The organism is Arthrobacter sp. G.S.26, from assembly GCF_050847375.1.
In the GTDB taxonomy this organism is placed as follows: Bacteria; Actinomycetota; Actinomycetes; order Actinomycetales; family Micrococcaceae; genus Arthrobacter.
In genome coordinates, this window is sequence record NZ_CP193752.1 from 3,370,929 (window position 1) to 3,394,715 (window position 23,787).

Consider the following 23,787-nt stretch of genomic DNA (forward strand, 5'->3'; position numbering starts at 1 on the left):
GGCACGAGGCGGCAAGAGGCGGCACGGCCGCCGCGGGTTCAGGCCAGGGCTTCCACCACCAGGTTGCGGTAGGCCGCCCGGAGCGGTGCCATCTGGCGGAACCCGATGCGGCCGCCGGCCAGTGTGGTGGCAGCGGAATCGGTCCAGTTGAAGAGCGGCAGTCCGTTGGCGCTGAACGCCACCCGGGGACCATCCTTGACCACCTCCAGCCGGTAGAAGTCCGTGGCATCCTCCGCAGGGGGCAGCGGATCGGCGCCCTGTGCCACGAGTTCAAAGCCGGCGCTTTTGCGCAGGTTGCAGGTCCGGAAGGCCCGCTCGGACGCGTACTTGTGCCGGAAGTAGGACACATGCAGGGCGTCAATGTCGCCCGAGTGGTACTGCGGGTAGTAGCCGGTGCGCGGCGCAAGGTCCGGGGAGAACAGGTCCGTCCCGCCCTGCCCCACGGCAGCGAAGAAGAGCATGGCCAGGCCCGGTTCCGCCAGCGGCAGGAAGTCCCAGCTGATCCGGATCCGGTCCGGGAATTCCACCGGGCACCAGAAGGTCCAGTGCGCGTGATCACCGAATTCGGCGTCGTCCCTGGTTCCCCACAGTTCCAGGGCACCGTCCCGGGCACCCATTCCCAAGGGCCCTTCGGCCACCCAGCCGGCAGCATCCGCGGGCCCGGCCAGGGCGTTCCGGTAGAGGACGGTTGGTGCGGCGCCCACCTAGGCGCGTCCCGCCGTCGTGCTTAATGCCGGAACAGCTCCGGCGCCGCCGGGGCCGTACCCGGCCAAGGTGAGCTGCCGGGCCACCTCGCGCGCCACCCCGGCGGCGCCTTCCTGCGAGAAGTGTGTGTTGTCCGCCAGCCCTTCCGGCCAGTGGGCGTGCTCCCCGGGTCCGAAGTGGCAGAACAGCGCCCGCGAGCCTGACTCCCCCAGCTGCCGGTACAGCGCCCGCGTCCAGGCATTGAGGTCCAGCACCGGCAGCCCCAGCTCCAGCCCGATCTCGCGGACCACCTCCGGATAATCCTCCAGGCTCTCCGCTGGCACCGCGCCCGACGACGGCCCGGCAACAAAGTGCCGCCGCTCCACGGAGGTGCAGAGGACCGGGAGCCCGCCCAGGTTCCGGACGTCCTGGACCATGGTGCGGAGGTTGGCGGCGTACCCCGTGCGGGCAGCCAGGTGCTGCTGCTTCTGGTCGTTGTGGCCGAACTGGATCAGGACGAGGTCGCCCTCCCCCGTTTCCGCGAGGAGCCGGTCCCACAGTCCCTCCCCGCGGAAGGATTCGGTGCTGGCCCCGCCCTTGGCGAAGTTGTGCACCGCCGCCCAGGTGTAGGTGAGCGGGGCCAGGTGGGCACCCCAGCCGGACATCGGGAACTCATAGGCGGGACAGGCGGCCACCGTGGAGTCTCCGGCGAGCAGGATCTTCATTGCATTCCTTTCCAAACAACGTGTTGCCCTATCACTTATGGTCCCCAAAACCCGGTTTTGGCGACCATAAGTGATAGGGCAAGTGGGGGTTAGCCCTTGACCGAGCCGATGAGCATTCCCTTGGCGAAGTGCTTCTGCAGGAACGGGTAGAAAATCAGGATGGGCAGCGTGGCCACCACAATCACGGCGAACTTGATGCCCTGCTCCGGCGGGATGTAGTTGGGATCCACGTTCCCCGTGCCCAGCAGGTCCGAGGCCGCGGTGACCTGGCGGAGGTACATCTGCAGGGTCCACTTGGAGTTATCGGACAGGTACAGCAGCGGGGACATAAAGTCGTTCCAGATGCCCACGGCGTAGAACAGCGCAAATGTGGCCAGGACGGGCTTGGACAGCGGCAGCAGGATCCGCCAGAGGATCCCCACCTCCGTGGCGCCGTCCATCTTGGCCGATTCCTCGAGCTCCGCAGGAAGCTCCTGGAAGAAGTTCTTGATGATGATCAGGCTGAACGGGTTGATGGCCGCCGGCAGGATCAGCGCCCAGTAGCTGTTGAGCAGGCCCAGGTCCTTGACCAGCAGGAACGTGGGGATCATGCCGCCGGAAAACACCATGGCGAACACCACCAGGGACAGGATGACCTGCCGGCCGCGGAGGTTCTTTTTGGCCAGCGGGTAAGCCATGGTCACCGTGAAGGCCAGCTGCACCAGGGTGCCGACGGCGGTCACCAGCACGGTGGTGACAAGGGCCCGGATGAACGCCGGGGTGGAGAAGATGTATTCGTAGGCGCCCAGGGTGAACTGCTCGGGCCAGATGAAGAACGGCCGGCTGGTGATCTCCGCTTCCGTGGCGAAGGAACCGGCGAAGACGTAGATGAACGGCAGCAGCGTCACGATGCCGATCAGGGACAGGAAAACGTAGTTGGCGACGTCGAAAATCCGGCCGCCAGTGGTGTTGTGGATCTTCATTAGAACAGTCCGCTCTGGTTGAACCGCTTGGCCAGGGCGTTGGTGCCGAAGATCAGCACAATGCCCACCAGGGATTTGAACAGGCCAACGGCCGTGGAGTAGCTGTAGGCGCCCTGGGTGATGCCCACAAAGTAGACGTAGGTATCAAACACATCGGCCACTTCACGGTTCAACGCGTTGGTCATCAGGTAGATCTGTTCAAACCCGGTGTTGAGTGTCTGTCCGATGGCCAGGATCAGCATCACAATGATGGTCGAACGGATCCCGGGAAGGGTGATGTGCCAGACCCGCCGGAACCGTCCGGCGCCGTCGATGATGGCGGCCTCGTACTGGTCCTGGTCCACGGTGGCCAGGGCGGCGAGGAAGATGATAGTGCCCCAGCCCGTGTTTTTCCAGATGTCCTGCAGCACAATCAGCGGCCGGAACCAGGCGGGGTCGGACAGGAAGTCGATGTCGGTTCCCATGAGGTTGTTCAGCAGCTGGAACAGCGGCCCGATATCCAGGGCGAAGAGCAGGAAGCTCAACGACGCGACGATGGTCCAGGACAGGAAGTGCGGAATGTACACCAGGGTCTGGACTGTGCGCTTGAGGATGCTGAGCCGGACCTCGTTCAGCAGCAATGCCAGGACGATGGTCAGCGGGAAAGCTATGCCCAGGTTCAGGAACGCCAGGATCAGGGTGTTGCCCAGCAGCCGGGGGAAGTCCGGGTTGGCGAAGAAGTCCTGGAAATGCGAGAACCCCACCCACGGGCTGCCGTTGACGCCCAGGAACGGGACGTACTCCTTGAACGCGATGCTGACCCCGTACATGGGGCCGTAGCGGAACACTGCGAAGTACAGCACCCCGGGAAGGAGGAGCAGGTACAGCCATTTGTAGTGCGCAAAATGGACGGAGAACTTGCCCCGCGGAACCTTGGCAGGTTTCCCGGGGCGCTTGCCTTTGCCCTTGCCAAGGCCCGGGCCGTCGCCGGCGCCGATGTTCGAGGCCAGCGCGTCTGTCAGCTGTGACATGCAGGGCCTCCTTTCTGGAAGTGGTGGAGTCAGGCCGGGCCGGGACCGCACGTCAGTGCCGGCCCCGGCCCCCGGAGGAACTGGCTGTTACTTGTTGTCCTGCCAGAGCTTGTTGATCTCGTCCTTGACCTTGTCGCCGCCGCTGGTGTTCCAGAGCTTGATGGCGTCCTTCAGCCCCTGCTCATCGGTCTGGCCTGCGAGGTACTTGATCCGCGCGTCGGAGACGATGTTGTCCAACTGGGCGCCCTTGGCCACGTAGGTGGCGGATACAAACGGTGCTGCCGGGTTGTAGACGGCGCTCTTGAGGTCCTCGGCCATGACCTCGGTGCGCTTGTCGAAGACCTGCTGCTCGTAGTCGGTGGGCTGCTTGACCGGGTAGAAGGTGTTGCCGGCCACGTTCATGCCCAGCTGCGCGAAGCTCTTGATATCCGTGCTGACCGCCTTGCCTTCCTCCGTTTCAGGCTTGATGGTGGCAGCCTTGCCGTCTTCCAGGGCGAAGTTGACGCCCTCAATGCCGTTGTTGAGCAGGACTGCGACGTCCTTGCCGTTCATGGTGTTGAGGAATTCCAGGACCTTGGTCAGTTCCGCTTCGGTCCGGACGCTGGTCTTGGGGATGGCCAGGAAGCCCGAGTACCCGTCCGAGGGGTGGGCGTGGAGCTCGCCGTCGGGACCCTCAAGGTTCCCCACGAAGCCCACCTTGTTTTCAAAGTTGTTGGGGTCGGCCTGCTTGAAGAGGGTCACCAGCACGCTGACCCTGGAGTCGACGTCGACAATGATGCCGCCCTTGCCGTTGAAGAACGGTTCGTTCCATTTGGTGCCATCAAAGGTGGCGAAATCCGGGTTGATGAGCTTTTCATCCACCATTTTTTTGACGAACCTGTTGGCTTCAAGGAATTCGTCGGTTTCGAAGCTGGGGATCAGCTTGCCGTCCTTCTCGGTCCAGCGGTTCCCGGCGCCGTACCATTCCTCGATGATGTCGTACGGACTGTTGGTGCCCAGGGCGCCCCACTTGGGGATGGTGATGCCCCAGGTGTCGTTCTGGCCGTTGCCGTCCGGGTCCTGTTCGGTGAAGGCCTTGGCCACCTTGTACAGGTCTTCGGTGGTTTTGGGCGGCTGGAGGCCCAGCTTGTCCAGCCAGTCCTGGCGGAACATCACGGCGGCGCGCATCGGGGCGCGGCCGCGGTAGACGCCGTAGACCTTGCCGTTGATGCTGGCGTTCTGCTGGATGTCCGGGAACGTGGTCTTCAGGTTGGGGTAGGCAGCCAGCTTGTCGGTGAGGTCCCAGAAGGCGCCGGCCTCGGCGTTTTTGACGAACCCGGGCGTTTTGCCCTGGATGACCATGACCTGCGGGATCTCGGAGGACGCCAGGGTGATGTTGGTTTTGTCCTCGTAGGAGGCGTTGGGCGTCCAGGTGATGTTGATGTCCTTGCCGGTCAGCTCCTCAAGCTTCTTCTGCACGGCACCATCCGCGCCGGGCGGCTGCGCTTCGAGGAACGGGGCCATGATGGACACGCTGGTGAGGTCTGCGGCGGGCGTTTCGCCGCCGCTGCAGGCGGTGAGGGAGACGGCGGCAACGGTGACGACGGCGGCGGCCAGGGTCAGTTTCCTACGGATCATGATTGTTCCTTTTCCACTTCTTCGGGGTTCTTGTGCGGGTCAGTTCAGTAAGGCGTGCTGGGTTGATACGTTTCAGTTTTGCGGTGGCCGGTTTGGGCGGTGGCCGGTTTGGGCGGTGGCCGGTTTGGGCGGCGACCGGGTTGGGCCGGCCGGCTGCGCGGCAAAGGTCAGCCAGGGCAGGGCGGGATGGGACGGATGAGGGCAAGGGCAAGGGCAAGGGCGGGCACGATGGCCAAGCGGGCCGGCTGCTGGCAGCACCGGACCACCGGCCCGCGTGCGCCGGGATCTCAGGTGGGAGTAGTCCCCTGCAGGACCCGGCCCGGCGTGGCCCCGGGCACCAGGGTGGCCGCAGCCGCCGGTTCAGGTGCCGGGGTGGCGGTTGCTCCCCCGGCGTCGGCCACCGATTCATCGTTGGCCGTAAAGAACCGGTCGCAGAGCCAGCCGGTGATGTACAGCCAGGCGCCGATGCTGAAGAACGGAATCAGGCCAGGCAGGCTGCTGCTGGCAAAAAACACTGCCGCAGAGACGAAAAGCAGGATCACGGTGCCGGCCAGGTGCCGGGCCGCAAAACGTGATGACATCAGCAGGTACTGCGCCAGCGGCAGCTGGTACCGCGCATACATGGGGAACACATGGCAGGCGATGCCGGCAAAAACGAGGGCCAGCACAAAGATCAGGGCTGCCATAACCTCGGCAAGAACCCCGGCTGCTCCGGCGAACCAGTTCCAGTTCAGGAACAGCGCCAGTGACACTCCCATCAGCGGCAGCGCCAGGGCGTTGGCCCGGACGAAGTTGCGGAAGTAGCCGGCCACAAAGCCACGCAGCAGGGGTGCGGCCTCACCCCTGGACCGCTTGCGCACCAGGATCTGCGCCGAGGCCGTGGCCGGGCCTGTTCCCAGGATGCCGAGACCCAGCAGGGCGAAGACGATCCACAGCAGGTTCAGGCAGGCGATCCACAGCAGGGTGTCAAAGAACGAGTAGGCCCGGGCGCTGAAGGTTCCAGACAGCATGGCTCAACTCCCTTCTCCATCGTTGCAGAATTGTGGGCTTGCGTGGTCCACGTCACGTAAGTAATCGGTTTCTCGAAAATGTAGACCCTTGCCGGCAGTAACGTCAAGCCTCGGTTTGAATCGTTACAGAGCTGGACGGTCCGGCCGGGCATGGCGCACACTTGAACGTGGAAAGCGCTTGCTGGCATCGTGGCCGGCACCATCACCTTGCCCCGGAACGGGGGCGGAACTGGAGAACCATGGGCACGCCCGCCGGAACACTGTCCCCGAAAGCCGACCCGGAAGGCGGACCCCTGGCCGCTCCTGCCGCGCGGGTCGCGTTGGTGGGGGTGCACGGGTTCGGCACGCACCACCTCCGCAACCTGGAGCGGCTGGCAGCGGCGGGTGAGGTTGACCTGGTGGCGGTGGCTGATCCGCAGCCACCCGCCGAAGGTTCCGTCCCGCCGTCGGCGGCTGTATTTCCGGGCTTGGCGGAGCTGCTGGCCGGCACGCAGGACCTGGACCTGATCATCGTGGCCACCCCCATCCAGACCCACGCGCCGCTGGGCCTTGCCGCGCTCACCACGTCCGCCGATCTGTACCTGGAGAAGCCGCCCGTGGCGTCCCTGGCGGACTTCAACCGGCTGGCCGACGCCGCGGCAGCCAGTGGCCGGAGCGTCCAGATCGGCTTCCAAAGCCTCGGCTCCCATGCACTCGGGGCCATCGGGGAACTGCTGGCCGCCGGCACCATCGGCACCCTGCAGGGCATCTCAGCCACTGGCCGCTGGGTTCGGGACAAGGCCTACTACAAGCGCTCCCGCTGGGCCGGCAAGCGCAGCATCGACGGGGTGGATGTGGTGGACGGCGTCGCCACCAACCCCCTGGCCCATGCGGTGGCCACGGCCCTCCGGATCGCCGGCGCCCGCACCACTGCCGATGTCGTGTCGGTGGAAACGGAGCTGTACCGGGCCAACAGCATCGAATCGGATGATACGTCCGTCATCCGCATCCGCACCGCGGCCGGGCTGCCCATCACGTGCGCCCTGACCCTGTGCGCGGCGGAGTCGGTGGAGCCTTATGTGACGCTGCACGGTTCCGCCGGGACCGCGGTCTTCCACTACACCGAGGACCGGCTGACCGTCCGGACGGCCGCCGGCACCACGGAGGAAACCTTCGGCCGCGATGACCTGACCGGCAACCTCCTGGCCCACCGCCGCAACGGCGAGCGGCTGATCAGCCCCTTGCTGGACAGCGGCGCCTTTATGCTGGTGCTCGAGGCCATCCGGACCGCCCCGCTGCCCGCGCCGATCGATGGCGCATACGTCCAATGGGTCGGTGACGCCGACGCGGCCCACGCCGTGGTGACGGGCATCGAGGAAGCCCTGGAGCAGGCAACCAGCCGGCATGCCACCTTCAGGGAACTGGGGCTGCCTTGGGCAAGCACCGCTCCCACCGCTTTTACCCTGCCCGCCTGATGCCTGCGACGGAGGGACCGCTGGCAGGGTTGGATGAAGACCCGGCCGACGGCGGTGCAGGCCACCTTCTCGCCGTTGGCCTGCTCACCGATGGGCTGACAGGGTGCCTGACGGCGTCGCTGCGCCCGGCATTCAGCTGGCAGTTCGATCAACCAGCCGGGGCGGATCCCGCGCTGGCCCGCCAAACCGGCTACCGGATTGTTGTGCAGGATGGGCAGGGAGCGGTGCTGTGGCGCTCGGGCACCGTCCCGGCAGCCGGCCACCGGGGTGTTCCGTACGGCGGGCCGGACCTCGACGGCGATACGGACTACGCGTGGCAGGTCCAGGTGCTGGACGCAGCGGGCATCCCTGGTGATTGGAGCGGCCCGACTGCGTTCACCACGGGGCCCGCCGCGGACGGCTGGGACGCCGAATGGCTCCGGCGCGCGCCCGGCGGCCGCGTTCCGGCAGCCATCCTGGCCGGCGCATTGCGTGTGGCCGGCACGCCGTTCCTTCCGGTTCCGGTCCCGCCGGTCCGCAGCTTCCGCCTGGCGGCCCGGCTCCGGCCGGCCATGGGCTGGGCCGGGATCATCCTGCGCAGCTCCGGCCCGGGCACCGGCCTGCTGCTGGAACTGAATTCGGCGGGCACCCTGGTCCTCCGGCATGCCCCGGACTGGGAAATCCCGGCCCCCGGCACGCCGGAAACCCAGGTCCTGGCCACGGCTCAAGCCGCAACCCGGGGCAAGGTCCATCAGGCCCGGCTGCCCGGCAAGGACCTGTATGCCGGGTCCTGGCACAACCTCGTGGTCTCGGACGACGGAACCACCGTCACCGCGGCCCTGGACGGCGAAGAATTGCTGGCGGTGCAGACCTCCGAAGGAGCCCCGGCAGCACCCGCCGCGAACGGCGCGGCACCCCACCCGGGGCCGGACTCCCCCGCGTTCAGGCCGTACGGCCGGCTGGCCCTGCATCAGGGCCCGCGCAGCCAGGCGGAGTACGCCTCGCTGCGCATCACCGGATCCGCAGCGGCAGCGCCGGCCGGAAAGACCGCCCCACAGGATGCCCTGCTGCTGGACCACCGGTTCGACGGCACCGAAAACCACGCCGCCGCGTGCCTGGCCCACTGGCCGCACACCACGGCACACCGGCAGCCGGACGAGTGGACGATCTTCCGTAAGGATCTCCCGCTGACCGGCACCGTCCGGCGGGCCCGGCTGTTTATGGCCGCCAACCATCACGCGCAGCTCGCCCTGGCCGGCGTGCCCGCGCTGTCCAGCACCTCGTTCGGCTACCCCGGCGAGGGCTACTATGATGCGGCAGACGTCACGGCCCTGCTCGCCGCGCAGCCCACGGGCATCCCGGTTCCGCTCACTGCCGTGCTGCACTGGTACGGCCCGGGCCAGGGCCGGGCGGCGGGCCTGCCCGGCCTGCTGGTCCGGCTCAGCGTGGACTACAACGACGGCCGGCGCGAGGTCTTCGGCTCCGGGCCGGACTGGCACGCGGGCGAAGCGCCCTACCGGCAGGCTGGTTACCGCAACGATGAGGGCGACCCCGTGGAGCACCTGGACGGCCTGGCAGCAGCGGCGCCGCCCGCCATCACGGACCTTCCACACGCCATCAGCCTGGGCAGGCACCCGGTGGCGGACTTTCCCCTGCTGCACCCCCGGCGGACGTCGATGGCCGAGGACTTCGTGGCGCCGCAGGCTTTCCTGCGGGCCGAGGACGGCACGCTGGTGGCTGATTTCGGCCAGGTCCTGCCCGGCCGGCCGGAAGTCGTTTTCCGCGCCGGCGTCCCGGGCCGGACGGTCCTGATCCGGGCCGGCTACACCCTGCGGCCGGACGGCCGCGTGGATGCCGGCAAAACAGCCAGCCAAAACACGGACATGTCCTTCCCCTACACCCAGGCGGCGGGGCCGCAACGCTTCCGGGCCGCCGTGCACCTGGGCTTCCGGTACCTCGAGCTTCCCGGCGTGGATGCCAGCGACGTGACCCGGATGGGTGCCGTTGTGGTGCATGCCCGGCACCCGGAAATGGGCAGCTTCGGCAGCTCGGATGCCACGCTGGATGCCGTGTTCGGGCTGCTGCGCGACTCGGCGCTGTACGGCGTGCAGGAACAGTTCGTCGACACCCCCACCCGCGAAAAGGGCCAATTCCTGGCCGATGCGGTCAATATCTCCTACGCCACCATGGCCCTGTTCGGCGAACACGCCTACACCGCCCAGGCGCTTCGGGAGTTCGGCTGGTCCGCGGCCCGGTACTGGCAGGACCCGGCCGAGCGCGGCCGCTACAACGCCGTCTATCCCAACGGCGACGGGAAGCGGGACATCCCGGATTTCTCCCTGATGCTGCCGGAATGGACGGCCGAATACCATCACCGGACCGGTGACACTGCCTTGGTCGGGGATCTGCTGCCGCACCTGCGCGACACCGCGGACTACGCAATGCGCCACCTCGCCACGGAAGGGCCGACGGCGGGACTGGTCACCGAACTGGGCGGCGGCTCCGGGCCCTACCTGCACGGCATCGTTGACTGGCCGGAGCCCGGCCGGTTCGGGTACGACATGGCCTGTGCCGCCAAGACCACCGTCAACGCCCAGGCCTATTCGGCGCTGCTGGCCACGGCCGGACTCTGCGCCGCCGCCGGCCAGGAGGAAGCAGGCATCCGGTATGCAGCGGCTGCACGCACCCTTGGGCACTCCATCCGTACCCTGCTGCGGGTGGACGGCGTGATGGTGGACGGACTGCACGCCGACGGCACACCCAGCTCCAACGCCTCCCAGCATGCAACGTCCTTCCCGCTCTCGCTGGGCATCACGGACCCGGCGCATGCAGCCGGCGATGCCCGCCGGGCAGCTGGGATGGGGATGCAACAGGGCCCGCTCACGGTGCACCGGCTGGTGCGGGCGTTGCTGGCGGCGGGCCTGACGGATGCGGTCCTTGACCTCCTGACAACCAAGGACCAGCCAGGGTGGGCTGCGTTGCTGGAGCGCGGCGCCTCGTTCACCTGGGAAGCCTGGGACCTGGTTGAGGGCACCGACTACAGCCAGTCGCACGCCTGGTCGGCCTCCGTGGTCAAGGAAATCCTGGAGCACCTGCTGGGCGTCCGCTTCACGGTGCCCTGCGGCAGCGAGGTCCTGGTGGAGCCGCCGCTGTGCCGGTTGGCGCACGCCCACGGTTCAGTCCCGGTGGCCAGCGGAAACATCGCCGTGGCCTGGCGACGGGCCGGCGGGCTGATGCACCTGGAACTTACGGTTCCGGCCGGCGTCACCGCTGCCGTCCGCCTGCCGGCCGGCACCTACAAGGTCGAAGGCCCGGGGGCGGCGGCCGCCGTCGTGCGCTCCGGCCCGGAAGACGAAGGCAATGCCGGATCCACCCGGGACTTCCGGGTCCACCCGGGCGCTTGGGTGTTCACGCCCACAACAGGATAAGCATCCGCTCCCAACAGACCCTTGCGCGAGATGGCACTTCGCGGCAATGTTCGGCACCGCGACTGCCGCCAAGTGCCATCTCGCGGGGTGGGTAGGTGGGCGGCCGCCTAGAGGAGCGCGCTCTGCGCTTCCGAAAGGGCCCGCTTCGCGGCCTCCGCCGGTGACAACCGGCTGAAGTGGACTTCCAGGGAGTAGCGGGTCAGGGCCTCGACGGCGGCGCTGCCACCGGCCGGCGGCACGGGGACCGCACCGCCCAGCTCACTGGAGATCTCGTCGATGAATTTGGCCGTCTTGGCATCGGCCGGGGTCAGCTTGTCGGCCACGGCTGCCCTGATGTCGGAGTTGGCCGGAATGCCCCGGTCTGCAAGCCCGATGTCACCGGCGGCAGCGTTGTTGGTGACGAAGTCGATGAACTTCTGCGCCTCGGCCGGGTGCTTTGTCCTGGAGCTGGCGGACCAGAACATGGACGACTTGTAAAACTGCTGGGCTTCCGCGGCCTTGCCGGCAACGCTTGGCGGCCGGAGGATGGCCAGGTCCTGCCCGGATGCCTTGCTGAGCGCACCCAGCTGGTTGGACCAGTACATGTTCATCACGAACCGTCCGGTGGCCAGGCCCTGCTGGTCAATTGAGGCGCTGGCATCCTCGGTAATGATGGAAGCGGGCGGAACAGCTTTCGAATCGCGCATCCTGGCCTGGTACTCGTACCACTCCGTCAGGGCTGCCTCGTCAAAGCCGAGTTTGCCGTCGCTGGTGAACAGGGACTTGCCGTGCTGCCGGAACCACAGGTTGGCAGCGGCGTCGCTGTTGACCTGCCCGGTTCCGTATACGCCGTCAGCGCTGGCCTTGGTGATGTCCGCAGCCGTGGAATCGAGGTCGTCCCAGGTCCAGGTCTTGTCATCCGGCAGTGCGACACCGCTGGCGGCAACCAGGGCCGGGTTGGCCAGCACCACCATGGCGTTCACGCCGCTGGTCACGGCATACTGCTTGCCGTCCACCTTGCCGGAATCCGCCACGGGCTGGTCGAATTTGGACAGATCCACGTCCTTGAGCTCCAGCAGGGCACCGCGCCCGGAGTACTCGCCCAGATAGGCGGCGTCCATCTGGATGACGTCCGGCGCATCCTGGGAGGCCACCTGCGTGGCCAGCTTGTCCCAGTAACCACTCCAGTCGCCATACTCCCCCTTCACCTTAATGTTGGGGTTTTCAGCCTCGAAGGCAGCAATCAGCTTCTCGGTGAGCTTATGGCGGGTGTCCGAACCCCACCAGCTGAACCGCAGCGTGACCGGCCCATCCTGGTCCGCCGGCGCACCCCCACAACCCGAGACGGCCAGGACCACCGCCGTGAGCAGGGCCGCTGTTGCGGGAAGGGCGGGCTTTTTGGCGCGAAACATCATTGTTCATCCTCTGTTCTGGCAGTGGAGCGTCCATAGAAACCGCTTTCCGAACCAGACTAAGTGTGATGTGAATTACGCGTCAAGACCTCACAGAATCTTACTTTTTCAATCACCGGCGGTGCTGCGGACCCGCACGCGACGGCCGTGGAGCCACAGGAGCAGGCCAATCACGACGGCGGACACCACACAAAGTGCGCCCGTCACCACCAGCCCGGTCCGGACGCCGAACTGTTCCGTCAGCCAGCCGGCCAGCAGTCCACCCAGGGCGTGCCCGCCCATCAGCAACGGCAGATACAGGGCCATGACCCGCCCGCGGACAGCCGGCCCGGCCTCGAGTTGGACGGCGGTGGCTGCGCTGGTCAGGAACAGCAGGGTCATCAGCCCCACCACCACCAGCATCACCATAAACGTCTCCACGGTGGGCATCAATGCCGCAGCAGCCTGGGCGATGCCAAAGCCTGCGGCGGCGGCCACGATGCCCTTCCGGCCCATCCGTCCCAGCCTCGCGGCGAGCAGCGCGCCGGCAAGGGCGCCCACGGCGCTGACGGTGTTGAACAGGCCAAAGCCTGCCACCCCGTTGTGCCAGACGCGTTCCGCGAAGGCAGCCAGCACCACCGGACCGTTCATTCCAAACGCACCCAGCAGGCCGGCCAGCAGGATGGTGAGCAGCAGCCTGGGCCGGTCCCGCACGTAGCTGAAACCGGCCAGGAGCTGGCCTCGGCCCCGCACCGCAGGAGTGCCGGGGTGCAGCTCAGCGCTGCGCATGGCCGCAATCAGGCCCAGCACCAGCACCCCGATCAGGGCGTTGGCGGCAAAGGCCGCTGCGGATCCGGCCTGGGCAATCAGGATTCCGCTCAGTGCCGGCCCGGCCATGGCGCCCAGCTGGCCCAGGGCGTTGTTGAGCCCGATCGCCGGCCGCAGCGCCGCGTCCCCCACCACCTCGTTGACAAAAACCTGGCGGGCAGGCTGGTCAACCGCCGCGGTGATGCCCAGCGCCACGCAGCTGGCGTACACCGCCCAAACTGTGATGGAGCCGGAGGCGACCCACGCCGCCAGGCCCAGTGCCAGGAGGATGATGACCGACTGGCACACCATCATGATCCTGCGCTTCGGGAACAGGTCCACCACCAGTCCGGCCAGCGGACCCACAATCAGCATGGGCAGGAACTGCAGCGCCACGGCCACGCCCACCGCCGCGGGACTGCCGGTCAGCTGCAGCACCAGCCAGTCCTGGGCCAGCCGCTGCATCCAGACTCCCACGCTGCCTGCCAGCTGCATGCCCAGGTAAAGCCGGTAGTTGTGCCGCAGCAGCGGGTGGTACCAGCGCAGCTGGCCCGCGGCGGGCAGCGGGCCGGAACGGGTCCGGGGGTTGGCGGAGCTGGAGCATTCGGCGGGGTGCTGCTCGGGGGACACGTCGCTCAACTCGGTAGTGATGGGCATTAAAACAGGGCGGGCCGCCGGAATGGGCCCCGCGGGTGCTTCAGGCGCGGGCTGAACGGATTTTCACGGCAGCGGAAGCGAGGACCAGCATGCCGGGGACCACCACAAACAGGGCCACCAGCATCCAGACAAACACCACGGAACCGAAGATCGCCACGGCCAGCAGGACCGAGCCGGTCCAGTCCCGGAGGGAGATCGACTGCGCAGCGGCCAGCGCGGACTGCCAGGTTCCCCTGGCATCGGCCCGGTCCCCGGCGAAGTCGGACCAGGCGGACGCGGTGCGCAGCAGCAAAATGGTGGCGCAGGTGGCCAGGACCAGGGTGGCGGGAAGCACCACTTCCCGGCCCGGCAGCTGGCCCACCCAGGCGAGGAGAAGGTTGAGGATAATCACGACGGCGGCGGCCGCCGTCGTGATTCCCAGTTTCCAGCTGCCGGGCAGCGCCGCCCGGAACGTTCCCCAAAGGCTCCGGACGGAATCGTCGCGGCCCGAGAGGTGGCGTTCCAGGTGGGCGATGCCGGCGGCATAGGCTGCGGGGATGGTGACCAGCGGAATGGACAGCACCAGCACCAGCACCCCCGCCAGCAGGGTTTCGGAAAACAGCGCGAAGCGGTTCACCGGGAGGGGCTCCGGCCGGCCCGGTACGGGTGTGGTGCTGTCCATGATGCTCATTTCCTGCTCCGTCAGCCTTTGAGGCCCTGGGTGGAGACGCCTTCAACAATGTACCGCTGGAAGATCAGGAAGAAGATCAGCACCGGCAGCAGCGCCAGGACGGACATGGCGATCATGGCGCCGTAGTCGGAGGACTGGGTCTGGTCCACAAAGAGCCGCAGCGCCAGCGGAAGCGGGTACTTGTCCGGGGTGTTCAGGTACAGCAGGGGGCCCAGGAAGTCGTTCCAGCTCCAGATGAAGGAGAAGATCGACGTCGAAATCAGCGCCGGTTTCATCAGCGGAAGCATGATCGAGGTGAAGATCCGCACGTGGCCGGCACCGTCGATGCGTGCTGCCTCGTCCAGTTCTGCCGGGAGGTTGCGCATGAACTGGACCATCAGGAACACAAAGAACGCGTCAGCGGCGAGGAACTTGCCGATCAGCAGGGGGACGTAGGTGTCCACCAGGCCCAGCTGGTTGAAGATGATGTACTGCGGAATGATCACCACGTGGAAGGGCAGGAGCAAGGTGGCGATCATCATGCCGAAGAACACGCTGCGGCCGGGGAACTTGATCCGTGCGAAGGCGTATGCCGAAACGCTGGCTGAGAGGACGGTGCCGACGACGGCGCCGACGGCCAGGATCAGGGAGTTGGTGAAGAACTGCAGGGTGCTGACCCCGCCGATCCCGTCCATCGCCGTAACGAAGTTGTCCATGCTGAAGTTGCTGGACCACAGCGAGGTGTTGGTGCCGCCGATCTCGGAGTTCGGCTTGAAGGAGGACGCCACCATCCACAACGCCGGGTACAGGACCACAGCCGTGAGTGCCAGGGCCACGATGTGGAAGAGGGTGCTTTTGACCCGCTTGGCGCCCGTGGACTCGGATTTGGGGTTGTACTGGGGTACCTGGGCGTCGGGTGTGGAATGGGTGGGGGTTGCCGTGGTTGTCATTTTGCGTCCCCGCTGTAGTGGACCCAGGACTTGGACGTGCGGAAGATGATCAGGGTAATGATGCCCACAACGATCAGGAGCAGCCAGGCCATCGCCGAGGCGTAACCCATCCGGAAGTCGGAGAAGCCGCGCAGGTACAGGTAGAGGGTGTAGAAGAGGGTGGAACCGGCGGGGCCGCCTTCACCGTTGGAAATGATGTACGCCGAGCTGAAGATCTGGAACGCGTGGATGGTTTCCATCAGCAGGTTGAAGAAGACCACCGGGGAGAGCATGGGCCAGGTGATGTTGAAGAACTTACGCACCGGGCCGGCACCGTCCATGGACGCGGCTTCGTAGAGGTCCGCGGGGATCTGCTTGAGCCCGGCGAGGAAGATCACCATCGGGGCGCCGAACTGCCACACGGTCAGCAGGATGAACATCGGCATGGTCATGGTGGGGTTGCCCACCCAGCCGCCCAGGTTGATGCCGAAGAAGGACAGGCCCTGGTCCACGGGGCCGGAGTCCCCGAACATTGCCTTCCAGACAATGGCGATGGACACGGACGCGCCGATCAGGGACGGGGCGTAGAACGCGGACCGGTAGAAGCCCTGGCCCATGCGGGCGCTGTTGAGCAGCATCGCCACGGCCAGGGCGGCGGCGAGCTTGAGCGGGGTACCGAAAACCACGTAGCCCACGGTCACGCCCACGGACTGCATAAACCGTTCATCCTGGAACATGGTGGCGTAGTTGTCCAGCCCGATCCACTTGGGCGGGTCGAACAGGTTGTAGTTGGTGAAGGAGAGGTACAGCGAGGAAACCATCGGTCCAAGGGTCAGGACAATGAATCCCAGCAGCCAGGGCAAGAGGAACGTATAGCCGGCGCGGGCGTCCACCCCTCGCTGCCGCGACTTGCGCGGCAGCGAGGAAGCGGACGTCGCTGAACGCCTGCTCAGGGTTGGGCTTTGAGTCACGAGTTCAGTCCGTCAGTCATGAAGCCTGGATCAGGCATTCTGCTTGATGAGGTCTTCGGCTTCCTTGAACCAGGCATCGGCGGCACCGTTGATGTCGAGCTTGCCGTAGTTCAGGTCCGAGGCAACCCGCTTGAAAGAGGTTTCAAGCGTGCCGAAGCCCACGATCGGGGGCTCGGGAGCGTCCTTGAGGTACTGCGCGATGGAGGTTTCGTAGTCCACCACCACCTTGTCGGTTCCTTCGAAGGTGGTTCCGTCCCGCTGGGTCTTGGACGCCGGAACGCCGCGGGAGGTCTTGAAGATCTGGCCCACCTCGGGGTCATTGACCATAAAGTCGATAAAGCGGGCTGCCGCGTCCTTGTATTTGGTCTTGGCGCTGGCAACCATCAGCATGGAGGGCTTCAGGAACAGGCCCAGGTTGTCCTTGTCGTCCGACGGAACCGGCACAAGCTTGAGTTCCTTGGCGCCGCTGTCACCGAGGTAGCCCGCCATGAAGTTGTCCCACGTGACCTCCGTGGCCGTGACGTTGGATCCGAACGGTGACTTGGGTGCCAGCTGGGTGACCCGCTCTTCGGAAATGATGGCGGGGGTGCCGCGCAGGTCGGCGGTGAGGTTCCACCACTTCTTCAGGTCGTCTTTACTGAAGCCGAGCTTGCCCTCCGACGTGAAGGCTTCGATGTTGTTCTGGCGCAGCCAGACGTTGAACATCCACCAGACGCCGGTGTAGTCGGTGCTGCCGAAGAGGGCCCCGTTGCTCTTGCTGCCCACGGAGACAAGGAATTCGTTGAATTCCTTGTAGGTCCAGCTGCCATCCGGTTCGGCGATGCCCAGTGAAGCCAGCTTGGCGGGGTCGTAGTAAACGGCGAAGGCGTTGGTGCTGGTGGGGATGCCGAAGGTCTTGCCCTTGATCTGGCCCGACGGCAGCAGGGACTTCTCGAAGGCGTCCGTGTTGATCTTCACGGTGCTGAGGTCCAGGAGCTGGTTGCGCTGGCCGTAGTCCCGCAGGTAGGACAGGTCCCACTGCATCACGTCCGGCAGGCCGCCGCCGGCAGCTTCGGTGGCACGCTTCTGCCAGTAGCCGGCGAAGTCGGTGAAGTTGCCGTTGACCTTGATGTCCGCGTTTTTGGACTCAAACAAGGCAATGGCCTTGCGGGTGCGCTCGGCGCGGTCGTCGTTGCCCCACCAGGTGTAGTTGATGGTGACGGGTTTTTCCGCTGAACCGGTTTCACCGGAGCTGCTGGATCCTGTTCCACACGCAGCCAGTGCCGCGGCAGATGCGGTGCCGACGGCGACGGTGGTGATGAAGTGCCTTCTGTTGATCACGGGAGCCTCCTTGCTCGATGTGTGCAATACCTTCGGTCTCACCACAACACGGGCAGTGAGCTGGCTTACACGGCTTCTGAAACGATACAATATCCCTATTCCGGAATTTGGGCAAGCGTTTTCCAATGATCAGATGTCCTACCAAATTCCGGCCCTTCAGCAGACAAAGGAGTCCCATGACAGCGCAGGAACCCATCGGCCCGGCAAGCGTGTGGAACAACGTGGACGGTATCGGCTTCGGCGGCGATTACAACCCTGAGCAGTGGCCCACCAGCGTGCGCCTGGAAGACCTTGAGCTGATGCAGGAAGCCGGCGTGAACTTCCTCAGCGTCGGCATCTTTTCGTGGGCGCTGCTGGAACCCAGCGAAGGCACCTACGACTTCGGCTGGCTGGATGAGGTGCTGGACAACCTGGCGGGCATCGGCGTGAAGGTGGCCCTGGCCACCGCCACGGCGGCGCCGCCGGCCTGGCTGGTCCGCAAACATCCGGAAATCCTCCCGGTGACGGCTGACGGTACCGTGCTGGGACCGGGCTCACGGCGGCACTACACCCCGTCGTCGGCCGCGTATCGCCGCTACGCCACCGGGATCACCCGCAAACTGGCCGAACGCTACAAGGACCACCCCGCCCTGGCGCTCTGGCATGTGGACAACGAACTGGGCTGCCACGTCTCTGAGTTCTACGGCCCGGAAGACGCAGCGGCGTTCCGCGTGTGGCTGGAACGGCGCTACGGCGATATCGGCGCGTTGAACGCCGCCTGGGGTACCGCGTTCTGGAGCCAGAACTACGGCGCGTTCGACGAGATCCTGCCGCCGTCCGCCGCGCCCAGCACCCTGAACCCCGGCCAGCAGCTCGACTTCCAGCGCTTCAACTCGTGGGCGCTGATGGACTATTACCGCGACCTCGTGGCGGTCCTGCGGGAGATCACGCCCGCGGTCCCCTGCACCACCAACCTCATGGCGTCCAGCGCCACCAAATCCATGGACTACTTCGACTGGGCCAAGGACCTGGACGTCATCGCCAACGACCACTACCTGGTGGCGGCCGACCCCGAACGGCACATCGAACTGGCGTTCAGCGCGGACCTCACCCGGGGAATTGCGGGCGGCGACCCGTGGATCCTGATGGAACATTCGACGTCGGCCGTTAACTGGCAGCCGCGCAACCAGCCCAAGATGCCCGGTGAAATGCTCCGCAACTCGCTGGCGCACGTGGCCCGGGGCGCGGACGCCGTGATGTTCTTCCAGTGGCGGCAGAGCTTTGCCGGCTCCGAGAAGTTCCATTCGGCCATGGTCCCGCACGCCGGCCGGGACACCCGGGTGTGGCGCGAGGTGGTGGAACTCGGCGGCGCGCTGCAGCGGCTGGCGCCCGTGCGTGGTTCCCGGGTGGAATCGCGGGCGGCCATTGTCTTTGATTACGAGGCCTGGTGGGCCAGCGAAATAGATTCCAAGCCCAGCCAGGACGTGAAGTACCTGGATGTGCTGCGCGCCTTCCACCGGTCCCTGTTCCTGCGGGGCGTCTCCGTTGACATCGTGCACCCGTCGGCTTCCCTGGCCGGCTACGACCTGGTGCTCGTCTGCACGCTCTACGCCGTCAGCGACGAAGCCGCGGCCTCGGTTGCTGCTGCTGCGGCGGCCGGCGCCACCGTGCTGGTCAGCTACTTCAGCGGCATTGTGGACGGCTCGGACCACGTCCGGCTGGGCGGCTACCCCGGCGCCTTCCGGGACCTGCTGGGCATCCGCGTGGAGGAATTCCACCCGCTGCTGGCCGGGTGCGCGCTGAAGCTGGACGACGGCACCGTTGCCGCCGTCTGGAGCGAACACGTCCACCTCACCGGCGCGGAGGCCATCCGGTCCTTCACGGAATACCCGCTCGAAGGGGTTCCCGCCCTGACCCGGCACGCAGTTGGCGACGGCGCTGCGTGGTACCTCGCCACGTTCCCCGGCCCGGAGGGCATCGAGTCCGTGGTGGACAGGCTGCTTGCCGAATCCGGGGTTGGCCCGGTGGCCGCCGCCGACCCCGGCGTGGAGTTGACCCGGCGCCGCGCGGCGGACGGCAGCAGCTACCTTTTCGCCATCAACCACACCCGGGAGGCAGCCAGCGTCCGGGCTGCCGGCACGGATGTGCTGACCGGCGAGGCTTTCGCCGGTTCCGTGGGGGCCGGGCTGGTGGCGGTCATCGCGGAGGACTGAGCCGGGGGCCGGTCAGGGCTGCGTTTTGGACGCCGCCCTGGCCGCGGCTTCCACTCGGGCATGGTGCTCCGCCCAGCCGTCCGCACCACGGTCGGTGAGGTTGGGATCGCCCGGCCGGAAGCCGGCCTGGCCGTCAATCAGTTCACGGAGGATGTCGGCGTGGCCGGTGTGTTGGGCGGTCTCCACGCACAGGTGGACCAGGATCCGGTGCAATGTCACGGCCCTGCGCTCGACTGGCCACCACGGGACGGCGCCCGCGGCGTCCAGGGGCAGCGCCTCGATGGTGGCGTCCGCGTGCCCGGCGGAAAAGTGATGCAGCTCAACGATGTCGTCCCGGCTCTCCGCGGCGGTGGCCCACATGTCCGAGTCCGGGGCCGCGTCATCGTCCAGGCTGGGAAGGTGGCGTCCGCTCGGCCGGCCAAACACTTCGCCGAAGTAGCCCAGCTGGACACTGGCCACGTGCTTCACCAGTCCCAGCAGGTTGGTACCGGTGGGGGTCAGTGGCCTGCGGATGTCGTACTCGTCCAGGCCGTCCAGCTTGCCCAGCAGATCCTGCCGCCGGATCCGCAGGTAGCTGTGGAGGGTCTCCTTGTGGTCCATGTCCTGCACGCTACCGGCAACAGGGTCCGATTGGCAGCTTCTGCGCGGCGTGGAAATTCTGCCGTGCCTTGCGCCGGGAAAAACGGAGCGCCGCGCCGGCACCGTGACTGCCCGGCGCCCGGGCAGGCCCTTAAATGTCGTACCCCCTTGAGAGAATTTTCTTATGGACGCTTCCAAGGTTCAGCACACAGGGCACGGCGCAAACGCCGCGCTTCCGTGCGGCGCTGGTCCGACTTTAGGGAGCTCCTCCTGCAGCACGGATGAGGCCGGCGTCGCAAAAGCGCTCACTGCGCTGCAGGCGGTCGCCGCGGCTGGGCCGGGCCAGCTGGCACTTGCCACCTTCGCCGAGGCAGCCGAATACGCAAGCCAGATTGAGGAGATATCCCGGACTCTGGAGTACGTGCAGATCCTCGCCGCCTCCGCCGTGGACCGCACGCGCGCGCAGGCCATCGCAGACGCCAGCCGCACCGGGACGGGCCGGACCTGGATCACCGGCTGGGACAACACCACCGGCAGCTCCGCTGACGTTGCTGGGAGCGACCCATCCTGGCCCCATGGCAGTCCCGACCCTGCCGGCCTGGGCGACGCAGCATTTACTGCCGCCACAGCCCAGGCCTCCCCCGATAGGGCCATGGGTTCACCGGCTGATGACGGGTGTAAGAACACCGCCGAGTTCCTCCGCGTCCGGCTCCGGATTCCCGTCGCCGAAGCACATCGTCGTATAAGTCTTGCCGCCGCGGTCCTGCCCCAGTCGGGGCTCACCGGCTACACCCAAGCACCGGCACGCCCGCAGCTCGCTGCCGCCCTTACCACCGGGTCCGTCGCCTCCCGCCCTGCGACCATCATTACCCTGGCCCTGGACCACGTCAGCCACCATGTCACCGAAGACGTGACCACCCGGATGGAGCACGCCCTCACGCAGGCAGCCGCCAACAACGACGCCGACTTCCTGGCCCGCATCGCCCGGCACTGGACCGAAGCGATCGACGCCGACGGCACCGAACCCAGTGAACACGAGCTGCGCCAGCGGCAAGGAGTCTTCATCCGGCCCGCCCGCCGTGGACTGAACCGCCTGGATATTTTCGCCACACCCGCCCAATACGAATGTCTCCTCACCGCCATGAGTACGGCCACCAACCCCAGGACCACCAACGCAAACAACTCCGATGGGGCATACGACGCTGGGAACGCGGGTATCGGCAGTGAACCCGGACATACCGGTTCGGCCACAGCCACTGTGGACCCGGATCTCAACCTGGACCGGCGGACCCGCGCCCAGCAACTCCTCGACGGCCTGGTCGGGGCCTGTAAAACAGCCCTCACCTCCGGCAACCTCCCCAGCGCCGGAGGACTCCGCCCCCAGGTCCTGGTCACCATCGATTACCGTGACCTCCTGAACCGTCTGGAACAAACCACCGCCAAAGGACCCCGTTACGGCTATGGCACGTCCACAACCGGCGGCCGCCCGGTCCCGGACCCCGGTAGCATCCCGGGCGCCGGATCGTTTGCGTTCACTGGACCCGTCACCCCTGCGACCGTCCGCGAAATCGCCTGCGACGCCGACATCATCCCCATCCTCCTCGGCAGCGCAGGACGCATCCTCGACATCGGCCGGACCACCCGGATTTTCCCACCCCACATCCGCAAAGCCATCACCGCCCGCGACCACGGCTGCGCCTTCCCCAACTGCACCATCCCCGCCCCCTGGTGCGAAGCCCACCACATTTCCTACTGGTCACACGGTGGACCCACCAACACCGATAACGGCACCCTTCTCTGCACCAGCCACCACCACCTCATCCACAAGGAGCAATGGCAGGTACACGTCACAAACGGCGTCCCCTGGTTCATTCCGCCACCGCACATTGACCCGCGCCAAAAGCCACAGCGAAACCACCACCAGACATAAACCCGCATCGATCGGAGCGGCCTGGCGTCATGGCTGAAACCCGAAGCGCGGCAGGCGGCATCCGATCAGAAACGACGCAAAACACCCCGGCCCCGGCAGGAACCGTGGAGTTCCTGCCGGGGCCGGGGTGTTGTAACTGAAACCTAGTTGCTGATGGCTGACTTCATTTCGTCGGATGCCTTCTTGCCGGCGTCCTCAGGGGACAACCGTTCGAAGAGGACCTCCGAGGTGTAGCGCTTGATGATCTCCTGGATGGCGCCGGCGCCCTTCGGCGGCGGTGCCGGAGCCTCGCCCAGCTCGTCCTTGATCTGGTCGATGAACTTGACCACCTTGACGTCGGCAGGCGTCAGCTTGGGCTCGATTGCTGCCCGGACGTCGGTGTTGGGGTAGACGCCGCGGTCGGCCAGGAGCGATTCGCCGGCCTTGACGTTGTTGGCCAGGAAGTTGATGAACTTGGCGGTCTCTTCAGGGTGCTTGGTCCGCGAGGACGCGGACCAGAACTGGGATGCCTTGTACCAGAGGCCGGCGTCGTCGGCCTTACCGGTGTTGGTGGGGAAGCGCAGGATCTTCAGGTCGCTGCCCGAAGCCTTTTCCAAAGCCGGGGCCTGGTTGGACCACCAGAAGGCCATGCCGTTTTTGCCAGTGGCGAGGCCGCTCTGGTCCAGGGCCGCAGCTTCGGCTTCGACTACCTCGGAGGCTGAAGGGACAGCCTTCTTTTTGCTCATGTCCTTCAGGAAAGCCCACCATTGTGCAATGTCCTGGGGTTCAAACCCCAGCTTGCCGTCGGACGTGTAAAGGGATTTTCCGTCCTGGCGGAGCCAGACACCCAGCGACGCTTCGTCGGTGCCGTAGGCCGCAGCGCCGTAGGTGCCCTTGGGCGACTTCTCCGTGATCTCAGCCGCGATGCGCTCAAAGTCGGCCCAGGTCCAGGTGGCATCATCCGGCAGGGCAACGCCGGCGGCTTCGAAGACCTTGGGGTTGGCCAGGATGGTGGCGGCGTTGATGCCGGCGGCGATGCCGGTCAGGCCGTCTTCGCTCTTGCCTGCGTTGAGGGCTGCCTCATCAAGCTTGGCAGTGTCGATGTCGTACTTGGACAGGTCAAGCAGGGCGCCGCGGCTGGAGTACTCCGTGATGTACTTTTCGTCCATCTGGATGATGTCCGGGGCGTCGTTCGCTGCCACCTGGGTGGCCAGCTTGTCCCAGTATCCGCTCCAGTCGCCGTATTCGGGCTTGATCTTGATCTTGGGGTTTTCGGCTTCGAACTTGGCGATCGCGTCCTGAGTCAGCTGGGCACGCTTGTCGCCGCCCCACCAGGAGAACCGAAGTTCCACGGTTCCGTCGGCACTTTGCGGTGCCGAGCCTCCGCCGCAGGCACTGAGCGCCATGACGGCGGCTGCGGCCGCGGCCACCAGGGCCGTCTTGCGGATTCGGCGGGGAGCGCCGTGGGATGGTGCGGCTGCTGCCTTTTTGGCGGCCGGCGCAGTGCGGGAAAAGAGCTGCACTGGTAACTCCGA

General features: G+C 66.4%; 18 protein-coding genes. 4 read left to right on the forward strand and 14 right to left on the reverse strand.

What is annotated here, in order from left to right; genetic code table 11:
* Positions 1 to 38: 38 nt before the first annotated feature.
* The 6 genes from ACRB8A_RS15520 to ACRB8A_RS15545 form a co-directional block, all read right to left on the reverse strand.
* Positions 39 to 704, reverse strand: a complete 666-nt coding sequence (locus tag ACRB8A_RS15520) for a DUF1961 family protein (RefSeq protein WP_432245059.1) — start codon at positions 702 to 704, stop codon at positions 39 to 41.
* Entirely contained in the window at positions 705 to 1,409 is a 705-nt protein-coding gene (locus ACRB8A_RS15525) for a rhamnogalacturonan acetylesterase (RefSeq protein WP_432245060.1), read from the reverse strand. It abuts the gene before it with no gap.
* A gap of 89 nt (positions 1,410 to 1,498) precedes the next feature.
* Positions 1,499 to 2,371 (reverse strand): carbohydrate ABC transporter permease, encoded by an 873-nt coding sequence (locus tag ACRB8A_RS15530; protein ID WP_050686754.1) that lies wholly within the window; start codon positions 2,369 to 2,371, stop codon positions 1,499 to 1,501.
* Positions 2,371 to 3,381 carry an ABC transporter permease gene (locus ACRB8A_RS15535; protein WP_056596498.1) on the reverse strand — a complete coding sequence of 337 codons (1,011 nt, stop codon included), beginning with the start codon at positions 3,379 to 3,381 and terminating at the stop codon, positions 2,371 to 2,373. Before ACRB8A_RS15535 ends, ACRB8A_RS15530 begins: the two co-directional genes overlap by 1 nt.
* Before the next feature lie 87 nt (positions 3,382 to 3,468).
* Positions 3,469 to 4,998 (reverse strand): extracellular solute-binding protein, encoded by a 1,530-nt coding sequence (locus ACRB8A_RS15540; RefSeq protein ID WP_056596495.1) that lies wholly within the window; start codon positions 4,996 to 4,998, stop codon positions 3,469 to 3,471.
* Positions 4,999 to 5,285: 287 nt separating this feature from the next.
* Complete coding sequence (locus ACRB8A_RS15545) at positions 5,286 to 6,008, reverse strand: YesL family protein (protein ID WP_432245061.1); 723 nt, start codon at positions 6,006 to 6,008, stop codon at positions 5,286 to 5,288.
* Between the two features lie 239 nt (positions 6,009 to 6,247).
* Here ACRB8A_RS15545 and ACRB8A_RS15550 point away from each other — a divergent pair, with 239 nt between their 5' ends.
* Complete coding sequence (locus tag ACRB8A_RS15550; RefSeq protein ID WP_432245062.1) at positions 6,248 to 7,462, forward strand: Gfo/Idh/MocA family protein; 1,215 nt, start codon at positions 6,248 to 6,250, stop codon at positions 7,460 to 7,462.
* Positions 7,462 to 10,869 (forward strand): family 78 glycoside hydrolase catalytic domain, encoded by a 3,408-nt coding sequence (locus tag ACRB8A_RS15555; protein ID WP_432245063.1) that lies wholly within the window; start codon positions 7,462 to 7,464, stop codon positions 10,867 to 10,869. Before ACRB8A_RS15550 ends, ACRB8A_RS15555 begins: the two co-directional genes overlap by 1 nt.
* 107 nt (positions 10,870 to 10,976) lie before the next feature.
* Here the strand turns inward: ACRB8A_RS15555 and ACRB8A_RS15560 are convergent, their stop codons facing one another.
* The 6 genes from ACRB8A_RS15560 to ACRB8A_RS15585 all read right to left on the reverse strand — a co-directional run bounded on the left by ACRB8A_RS15560 (position 10,977) and on the right by ACRB8A_RS15585 (position 17,572).
* Positions 10,977 to 12,263, reverse strand: a complete 1,287-nt coding sequence (locus tag ACRB8A_RS15560) for an ABC transporter substrate-binding protein (protein ID WP_285240396.1) — start codon at positions 12,261 to 12,263, stop codon at positions 10,977 to 10,979.
* Between the two features lie 105 nt (positions 12,264 to 12,368).
* The gene (locus ACRB8A_RS15565; RefSeq protein WP_432246054.1) at positions 12,369 to 13,541 is read right to left on the reverse strand and encodes an MFS transporter; all 1,173 of its coding nucleotides are present in this window, start codon (positions 13,539 to 13,541) and stop codon (positions 12,369 to 12,371) included.
* A 202-nt stretch (positions 13,542 to 13,743) separates the two neighbouring features.
* The gene (locus ACRB8A_RS15570) at positions 13,744 to 14,373 is read right to left on the reverse strand and encodes a hypothetical protein (protein ID WP_050686761.1); all 630 of its coding nucleotides are present in this window, start codon (positions 14,371 to 14,373) and stop codon (positions 13,744 to 13,746) included.
* Between the two features lie 11 nt (positions 14,374 to 14,384).
* Positions 14,385 to 15,302, reverse strand: a complete 918-nt coding sequence (locus tag ACRB8A_RS15575; RefSeq protein ID WP_050686764.1) for a carbohydrate ABC transporter permease — start codon at positions 15,300 to 15,302, stop codon at positions 14,385 to 14,387.
* Positions 15,299 to 16,252, reverse strand: coding sequence for a carbohydrate ABC transporter permease (locus tag ACRB8A_RS15580; RefSeq protein WP_050686766.1), 954 nt, complete (start codon positions 16,250 to 16,252; stop codon positions 15,299 to 15,301). The genes ACRB8A_RS15575 and ACRB8A_RS15580 overlap by 4 nt, the downstream gene beginning before the upstream one ends.
* A gap of 30 nt (positions 16,253 to 16,282) precedes the next feature.
* Positions 16,283 to 17,572: an ABC transporter substrate-binding protein gene (locus ACRB8A_RS15585; protein ID WP_285240393.1), complete on the reverse strand. Its 1,290-nt coding sequence runs from the start codon at positions 17,570 to 17,572 to the stop codon at positions 16,283 to 16,285.
* A gap of 176 nt (positions 17,573 to 17,748) precedes the next feature.
* On the opposite strand from ACRB8A_RS15585, the gene ACRB8A_RS15590 reads away from it, so the two are divergent.
* Positions 17,749 to 19,764 (forward strand): beta-galactosidase, encoded by a 2,016-nt coding sequence (locus ACRB8A_RS15590; protein ID WP_432245064.1) that lies wholly within the window; start codon positions 17,749 to 17,751, stop codon positions 19,762 to 19,764.
* A gap of 12 nt (positions 19,765 to 19,776) precedes the next feature.
* Here the strand turns inward: ACRB8A_RS15590 and ACRB8A_RS15595 are convergent, their stop codons facing one another.
* Positions 19,777 to 20,364 (reverse strand): DinB family protein, encoded by a 588-nt coding sequence (locus ACRB8A_RS15595; protein ID WP_056597397.1) that lies wholly within the window; start codon positions 20,362 to 20,364, stop codon positions 19,777 to 19,779.
* 163 nt (positions 20,365 to 20,527) lie between these two features.
* On the opposite strand from ACRB8A_RS15595, the gene ACRB8A_RS15600 reads away from it, so the two are divergent.
* Positions 20,528 to 22,273 carry a DUF222 domain-containing protein gene (locus ACRB8A_RS15600; protein WP_432245065.1) on the forward strand — a complete coding sequence of 582 codons (1,746 nt, stop codon included), beginning with the start codon at positions 20,528 to 20,530 and terminating at the stop codon, positions 22,271 to 22,273.
* Between the two features lie 143 nt (positions 22,274 to 22,416).
* On the opposite strand, the gene ACRB8A_RS15605 is transcribed toward ACRB8A_RS15600, so the two are convergent.
* Positions 22,417 to 23,775, reverse strand: coding sequence for an ABC transporter substrate-binding protein (locus tag ACRB8A_RS15605; RefSeq protein ID WP_050684360.1), 1,359 nt, complete (start codon positions 23,773 to 23,775; stop codon positions 22,417 to 22,419).
* Positions 23,776 to 23,787 lie beyond the last annotated feature (12 nt).